The following is a 6749-nucleotide window of genomic DNA, read 5'->3' on the forward strand; positions in this document are numbered from 1 at the left end:
ATAAGTAAATAAATGCAAAATAAACAAATAAAAAAAACAGTCCATCTTATGATAAAATTTTTCATTGTATTATCTTTCTATTGCAAGTTTTCCTTTATGTTTTGTTCCGTCAGCGGAAGTTATATAATAAATGTAAACTCCGGATGCTATTTTATTGCCGGAATTGTTTTTTGCATTCCAAATAAATTTCTTTTCGTTATTTTCTATTGATTTTTCGTATACAAGCTCACCCGAAACATTAAATATTTTTATGTTACTTCCTTCTTTCAATCCCAAAAAAGTTATTCCGTCTCCGCTGTCATACATTGTATTACTACCCGGTTTATACGGAACTGGAAAAACCAACAGTTCTGTTTGAGTATTTTCGTTTAATAATTTTGTCGTGGATATAAAAGATTTTGGAAGAACTTTTACATATCCTTCATAATTACTTCCGTTATAAAATTTTATATTTTGAACAGTATCGGTATAATTATATGCGGTATAAGTGGTTGTATCATTTTTCTTTGTAACCAAATAAGCGGGAAAATTTGAAGTATAATTTGACTGTACATTCCCGTTTTGTCTAAAAAAATCTATAAAGTGGTAAGTATAAGTTTCCGTTCCTCCGTCATCTATTTCATCCGTGCCTGTATGATGTGCCGAAAAAATATCCCATGCCGAAGATGCATTGTTGTTAAATATAGAATAAAATCTTGTCCAAATATCATTCCATCCGAAATTATCCTGATTATAAAAAGATTGAGCATAATTACTGTCATAACCTACATATAACATTGAAGCCGTCATAGGTAATAATTGAATTCCCTGATATTGCCTTGCTCCATATTTTACAAATTGTTTCCACCATAGTTCGTTGTAAGAAGCACTTCCGGCAAATAAAATTCCAAGACAAATATGGCTATATTCGTTTTTCAAAATATTTTTTTCTTCTCCCGTGTCAAAAAAATAATTTTTTATTGCTTGATATTCGTTAGAATATAAATATATTCCCAAATTAATGTATTCTGTATTTTTTGTTGCAAGCCCCCACATATATATTGCTGCCCAGGCATTCATCGCTTCTGATGATGATTCTATATCTATACCTCTGTCATCGGCACCGCCCATACCGTTTGCCCAACTATGACTTTCATAAAAATCAAAACATCTCATATAAGGAAAGCTTCTGTTGTTTCTTTCGGTATTTGCAATATCTTGTATTAATAAATTGACAACCGAACCGTAATCTTTAGCGAAGTTTTCATCATACATTGCAATTATTGCCGCAGCATAAATAAAATATCCGTAATGAAAATGATGGTCATTATAGTTTCTTGTTCCGAATCCGTCGTAAATCCCTATAAGTCCGCCCCATATTTTATCGTAAGAAAAATATTTTAATTCTTCTCCGGAGTTATACGTAAACCAATCTATAAGTTCATTTTTTACTTTATGTATAAGTTCATTTTTTGTTTGCTCATCAGCCATGTTGTCGGCAACCGTAATTAAATTTGCAATTCTTGCAATATTTTTACCGTAATAATAAGTGTTTTTTTCATAAGTATCATCCGGTGATATTGTTTTGTCCTTTTTTAACGATTGTGTTATTTTGTTTTTTGCTTCCTGCGAAATATTATAGTTAAAAAACGGAACTATACCGTTAAAACCTGTTTTTGTTGAAAAAGAAGAACCTGTATATATTTTTAAATTTCCTCTTAAAGTATTTTGGAATGTTTTAGTTCCATATTGTGCAGGCGAATTATAAATATTATTATATTGATGAGGAAATAAACAGAAAATTGTGCCGTTTTGTTGATTGGCTACATCCGTTCTTTTTTTTGTTGTAGTGATATTAAATTCCGTTGTTGAATAAATGTTATTTGAATTTAATTTTGTATCATGGACAGCTTTGGTTTTTGTTACGAAATTATAAGCATATTTATAATAAACTTTCATGTCTTCAATTGCTTCTTCAATTGTTGTTGACGGAAGAAGTGCAACCGACATATAATTTTTGTTCTTTGGTAAATCAATTGCAATTCTTATCCATGGAACATACCAGCCGGTAGGATTTGCTATAAAACTGCTGTCTTGGCTGAAAATTGTTCCCTTAGGAACAAATATTCCGTAATAAACATCTTTGTTTTTAAGATGAACTTTTAATAAAAGTTTATCCGTGTTTTCATCACCGTAAGATAGCAAATTGGCGGGTATGGAATTGCCGTCAGTGTCATATAATGTATATCCCGGCTCATATCCGGAATCTCCTATATGCCAATAATTACCTTCATACCATGTGTTACCGGGATTATCCCAACTGTAAGGAAAATTTATTGAAGGATAAGTTTTATCGGAAAACTCAAAATAAGAGAAAACAAAACCTTGCCCTATCGTTGCTTTGATATATTTATCCGAATATTCTCCTTCTCCTTGCCACATCATTGTTGATGAAAAATCGGAATATCCGTCAAGAACTGTTGAAGAAAATTTAATTGAATATCCGTTTGAAGTTGTTGTTGAAATTGCCAATTCCAAAGTATTTGCATAATTGTCCGCAGAAGTTTCACCGCTTCCGTAATTTATTATATCCGGTGTATAACTTGTTTTAGGATACATTATCAACATACCGACATTTGTACACTTAAAAACCTGAGGATAAGTATACATTTTAAAAGAATACGGGTTTATATTTGCAAAATTTGAATCATAACAACTGAATAATATTGAATTAAACCATTTATTTGTAGGAAACGGATTTTTTATATTATTTGTTTTAAATTGTATTTCAGGAGGTGTAACACCGGGAGGCAAATCTTTTCTGATACTTCCTTTTCCCGTTACCGTAGGAACTTCTGCGGAAAAACATATCGAAAAACAAAAAAATAATATTAGTGCAGAAAAAAACTTTCTCATATCCTCTTCTCGAGCAACAATTTATATTCGCTTGGTCTGCTTGCCAATCTGAAATCCATATCATTTTTCTTCATATATCTGTTAAATTTTGTAAAGCCGAAAGCAAAATCAAGCAAAAAATATACTCCGGCGGCTGCAAGCAAAATACCCGCAACTCCTTCCAAATCGCTTTTGTTCTTTTTTTCATAAATAGGTTTATAATTTTCCCAGGGCTTTAATCTTATTCTTACTTCCATTGCACCGGATTCATTTCCCGCCCCTGTTTTTACAAGTGCATTCTCTCCCAAATAAACTCCTTCAGTTCTTGTCTTTCCGGAAGGGACTTCTATTTCATTCCTATCAGCTCCTTTCGGGCTGTTTGTACCTTCTGTTGTATATTCCCAAACATCAGTCCATTCAATAAATTTGTTTTTATCAATTGAAGCATTTTTTACACTTACTGTATGATAATCATCAGTAGTTTTTTCTCCTCCTACTAAGCTGTATCCTTCGGAAATAGGTCTGTACATTTCATCTAAAGTTCCCTGACTGCCTTTATCATAATACCTTACTTCAATTTTTAAGTTGTATAAATCTACATTTCCGTTATTATATACGACATTTGGAATTATTGAATAACTTTTATCGTTGTCATTATAATAAGGATCACCGACTCCTGATTTCAATGTATATCTGGTTAATGTATCATTTTGTCGCCACTCATAATGTAAAACCGAAGTGTAATCTACGGAAGGTTTTGATATATCTTCTTCGACTTTTGAAAAACCGTCAAAAATTAAAAATCCGCCTACAAGTGTTAGTGCCAAACCGTAATATAATTTTTTATACGATTTTTCTTCTTTTAAATCATCATAATCGTATCTGTTGTAAGCAAAAGTTATATTTGTCAAAAATAACAAAGAAACGGTTAATGCAATTATTTTTTTCAAACTTTAACTCCGAATATATTTTTTATTTCATCCAAAACTTTAAATAAATCTTGAAGTTCAACAGGTTTTTTTAAGTACCCGGTAGCACCGGCATTTTTTGCATTTTCCGGCGTAAAAACAAGTTCTGAACCGGTTATATAATAGACAATAATGTCTTTTTTTATTTCTTTCAGATAATCATGAAGGTTATCGCCGTCCAAATCAGGTAACATAACATCCAAAAAAACAACATCAGGGGTTTTCTCTTTAAAAAGTTTTAATCCTTCCTCTGCGGTGGAAGCAACTATAACGTCAAACCCTTTTTTTGATATAATTTTTGCCATTGCATCTCTTGCAAAAATTTCATCATCAATCATTAAAATTTTTATCATATATTTCACCAATACCATTATTATACACAATATTGTAAAAAAACTCAAAAATTATTTTCATAATAAATATATTTTGCTATACTAATAAAACATATATAAACAAATACGACATGGGGGGAATATAAAATGAAAAAAAACGATTTTTTAAAACTTGCAAAAAAAGCCGTAAAAATAGCTGAAGATAAAAAAGGTGAAAATGTCGTTTTATTGGATGTTCGGGAAAAAACTCCCATAACAAATTATTTTGTTATAGTAACCGCAAATTCATTACCCCAAATAAATGCAATAACAAATGAAATAGAAAAAACATTTAAATACGATTATGATGTTGAAGTTTTAAGAAGAGACGGCAGAAACTCGGATGTTAATTGGAAAGTTTTGGATTTCGGCGGAATTATTGTTCATGTTATGAATCAAGAGTTAAGGCAATTATATAACCTTGAACATATATGGGAAAGTGATGAATCAAAACCAAAAAAGAAAAAAACTGTTAAAAAAGTTGCTAATAAAAAAACAGCAACGAAAAAAGTAATGAGTAAAAAAACAAAAACAGTTAAAAAATCAACAAAAAAAATAAAAAAATAGAAATTATTGTTTTTTATAATATTTTGATATACTCTTAAAATAATAACTTGGTAATTGGCAATTGTTAATTAATGATTTTGTTGTTTTTAATTTCCAGATTTTTTGTAAAGCTAAAAATACGGAAAACTACTCGGCTTTTCAGCTCTTAAGCTTTTAAGTTAAAAAATACGGAGCATTTTTTATGTCGTCGGAATTTGTACATTTACATAATCATACGGAATATTCGTTGCTTGACGGTTTAACAAAACTAACAAAAAAAGGTAAACCGTTGGAGCTTTTCAACATAATAGGCAAACAATATCAAATGCCGGCACTTGCTATTACCGACCACGGCAATATGTATGGTGCAATGGAATTTTATTGGGCTTGTTTGGATTCCGGAATAAAACCCATTATAGGATGTGAAGTTTATGTTGCTAAAAAAAGCAGGTTTGATAAAGATAAGGAAAACGGCGGTTATCATCATTTAATACTTCTTGCAAAAGATAATGAAGGTTACAGAAATTTATCATACCTTGTAAGTGCGGGGTTTACCGAAGGTTTTTATTATAAACCCAGAGTTGATAAAGAATTGTTGCAAAAATATTCAAAAGGACTTATTTGTTCGTCTGCCTGTTTAGCGGGGGAAATTGCTACATTGCTTTCTGCCGGAAACAAAGAAAAAGCAAAAGAAGTGGCAGGTTGGTACCGGGATGTTTTCGGCAAAGGTAATTATTATCTTGAAATTATGGATAACGGACTTGAAGAACAAAAAGCAATAATTGCACCGTTGCTTGAACTTTCAAAAGAAACGGGTATTCCTCTTGTTGCAACAAACGATTGTCATTATTTAAAAAGGGAAGATGCAAAATATCACGATATATTGCTTTGTATAAATACAAATAAAAATATTGATGATCCTAATAGAATGAGAATGGGAAGTGATTTGTTTTATTATCGTTCTCCGGAAGATATGATAAAAACTTTTTCTTATGTTCCCGAAGCAATAAAAAATACACTTGTTATAGCCGAACAAGTTGATGTTAAAATAAAAAAAGGTAACGGAGATTTGTTACCTCATTTTGAAGTTCCGGATGGTTTTACACCTCAAACTTATCTTGAAAGTTTATGCAGAGAAGGTTTAAAAAGAAGGTATCCTGTTGTAGAAAAAAAACATACCGACAGGTTGGAATATGAACTTTCCGTTATTAAAAAGATGGGGTTTGCTTCATACTTTTTAATCGTATGGGATTTCATAAAATATTCAAAAGATCACGGAATTCCAGTCGGGCCCGGAAGAGGTTCCGGTGCCGGATCCATCGTTACATACACACTCGGAATAACCGATATTTGTCCGCTAAAATATGATTTGCTTTTTGAAAGATTTTTAAATCCGGAAAGAATTTCAATGCCGGATCTTGATATAGATTTTGCCGATTTCGGAAGAGAACAGGTTATAGATTACGTCAGAAACAAATACGGGCAGAATAACTGTGCACAAATTATAACTTTCGGTGCCATGGAAGCTAAAATGGTAGTAAAAGATGTAGGCAGAGTTATGGGGTTTACACCTGCAGAAACTCAAAAACTTGCAGATGCAATTCCTGCAAAATTATCAATTCCGGATGCAATAACAGAATCCAAAGATTTGCAGCAGGCAATGAAAGATAACCCCAAAGTAGCAGACCTTATAAAAATAGCTTCAAAATTGGAAGGGACTAAAAGACATACCGGTGTTCATGCCGCAGGTTTAATTGTTGCACCGGAAGATGTTAGGCATTTTTCACCGCTTGCAATAGGTAAAAAAAATGTAGTTACTACGCAATATGACGGCAGGATTTTACCGGATTTAGGGCTTTTGAAAGTTGATTTTTTAGGATTGCAAAATTTAACAATTATAAATGAAGCCGTAAAACTTATAAAGAAAAAAGATCCCGATTTTGATTTGGAAAAAATTTCTCTTGAAGATAAAAAAACATTTAAACTTTTA

General features: G+C 31.6%; 5 protein-coding genes. 2 read left to right on the forward strand and 3 right to left on the reverse strand.

The window, feature by feature from the left end:
• Positions 1 to 69: 69 nt before the first annotated feature.
• The 3 genes from ACMUOV_RS02010 to ACMUOV_RS02020 are packed head-to-tail and all read right to left on the reverse strand — an operon-like array spanning position 70 to position 4195.
• On the reverse strand, positions 70 to 2895 hold the full coding sequence (locus tag ACMUOV_RS02010; protein ID WP_413853290.1) for a glycosyl hydrolase: 2826 nt from the start codon (positions 2893 to 2895) through the stop codon (positions 70 to 72).
• A complete protein-coding gene (locus tag ACMUOV_RS02015; RefSeq protein ID WP_413853292.1) occupies positions 2892 to 3824 on the reverse strand; it encodes a hypothetical protein in 933 nt (310 codons plus the stop codon). Before ACMUOV_RS02015 ends, ACMUOV_RS02010 begins: the two co-directional genes overlap by 4 nt.
• A complete protein-coding gene (locus ACMUOV_RS02020; protein WP_413853294.1) occupies positions 3821 to 4195 on the reverse strand; it encodes a response regulator in 375 nt (124 codons plus the stop codon). Before ACMUOV_RS02020 ends, ACMUOV_RS02015 begins: the two co-directional genes overlap by 4 nt.
• Before the next feature lie 126 nt (positions 4196 to 4321).
• On the opposite strand from ACMUOV_RS02020, the gene rsfS reads away from it, so the two are divergent.
• Together rsfS and dnaE are read left to right on the forward strand one after the other, a co-directional pair.
• Complete coding sequence (gene rsfS / locus ACMUOV_RS02025) at positions 4322 to 4780, forward strand: ribosome silencing factor (RefSeq protein WP_413853296.1); 459 nt, start codon at positions 4322 to 4324, stop codon at positions 4778 to 4780.
• Between the two features lie 181 nt (positions 4781 to 4961).
• Positions 4962 to 6749 (forward strand): DNA polymerase III subunit alpha (dnaE, locus tag ACMUOV_RS02030; protein ID WP_413853298.1); only part of this gene is annotated, 1788 nt, incomplete at its 3' end.

It is taken from the genome of Candidatus Ruminimicrobium bovinum (assembly GCF_902760015.1).
GTDB lineage: Bacteria > Elusimicrobiota > Endomicrobiia > Endomicrobiales > Endomicrobiaceae > Ruminimicrobium > Ruminimicrobium bovinum.

Excerpts from the sequence above, each read along its gene's own strand:
- ACMUOV_RS02010 (WP_413853290.1), bottom strand. The coding sequence starts at position 2,895 with ATGAGAAAGTTTTTTTCTGCACTAATATTATTTTTTTGTTTTTCGATA.
- ACMUOV_RS02020 (WP_413853294.1), bottom strand. The coding sequence starts at position 4,195 with ATGATAAAAATTTTAATGATTGATGATGAAATTTTTGCAAGAGATGCA.
- rsfS (WP_413853296.1), top strand. The coding sequence starts at position 4,322 with ATGAAAAAAAACGATTTTTTAAAACTTGCAAAAAAAGCCGTAAAAATA.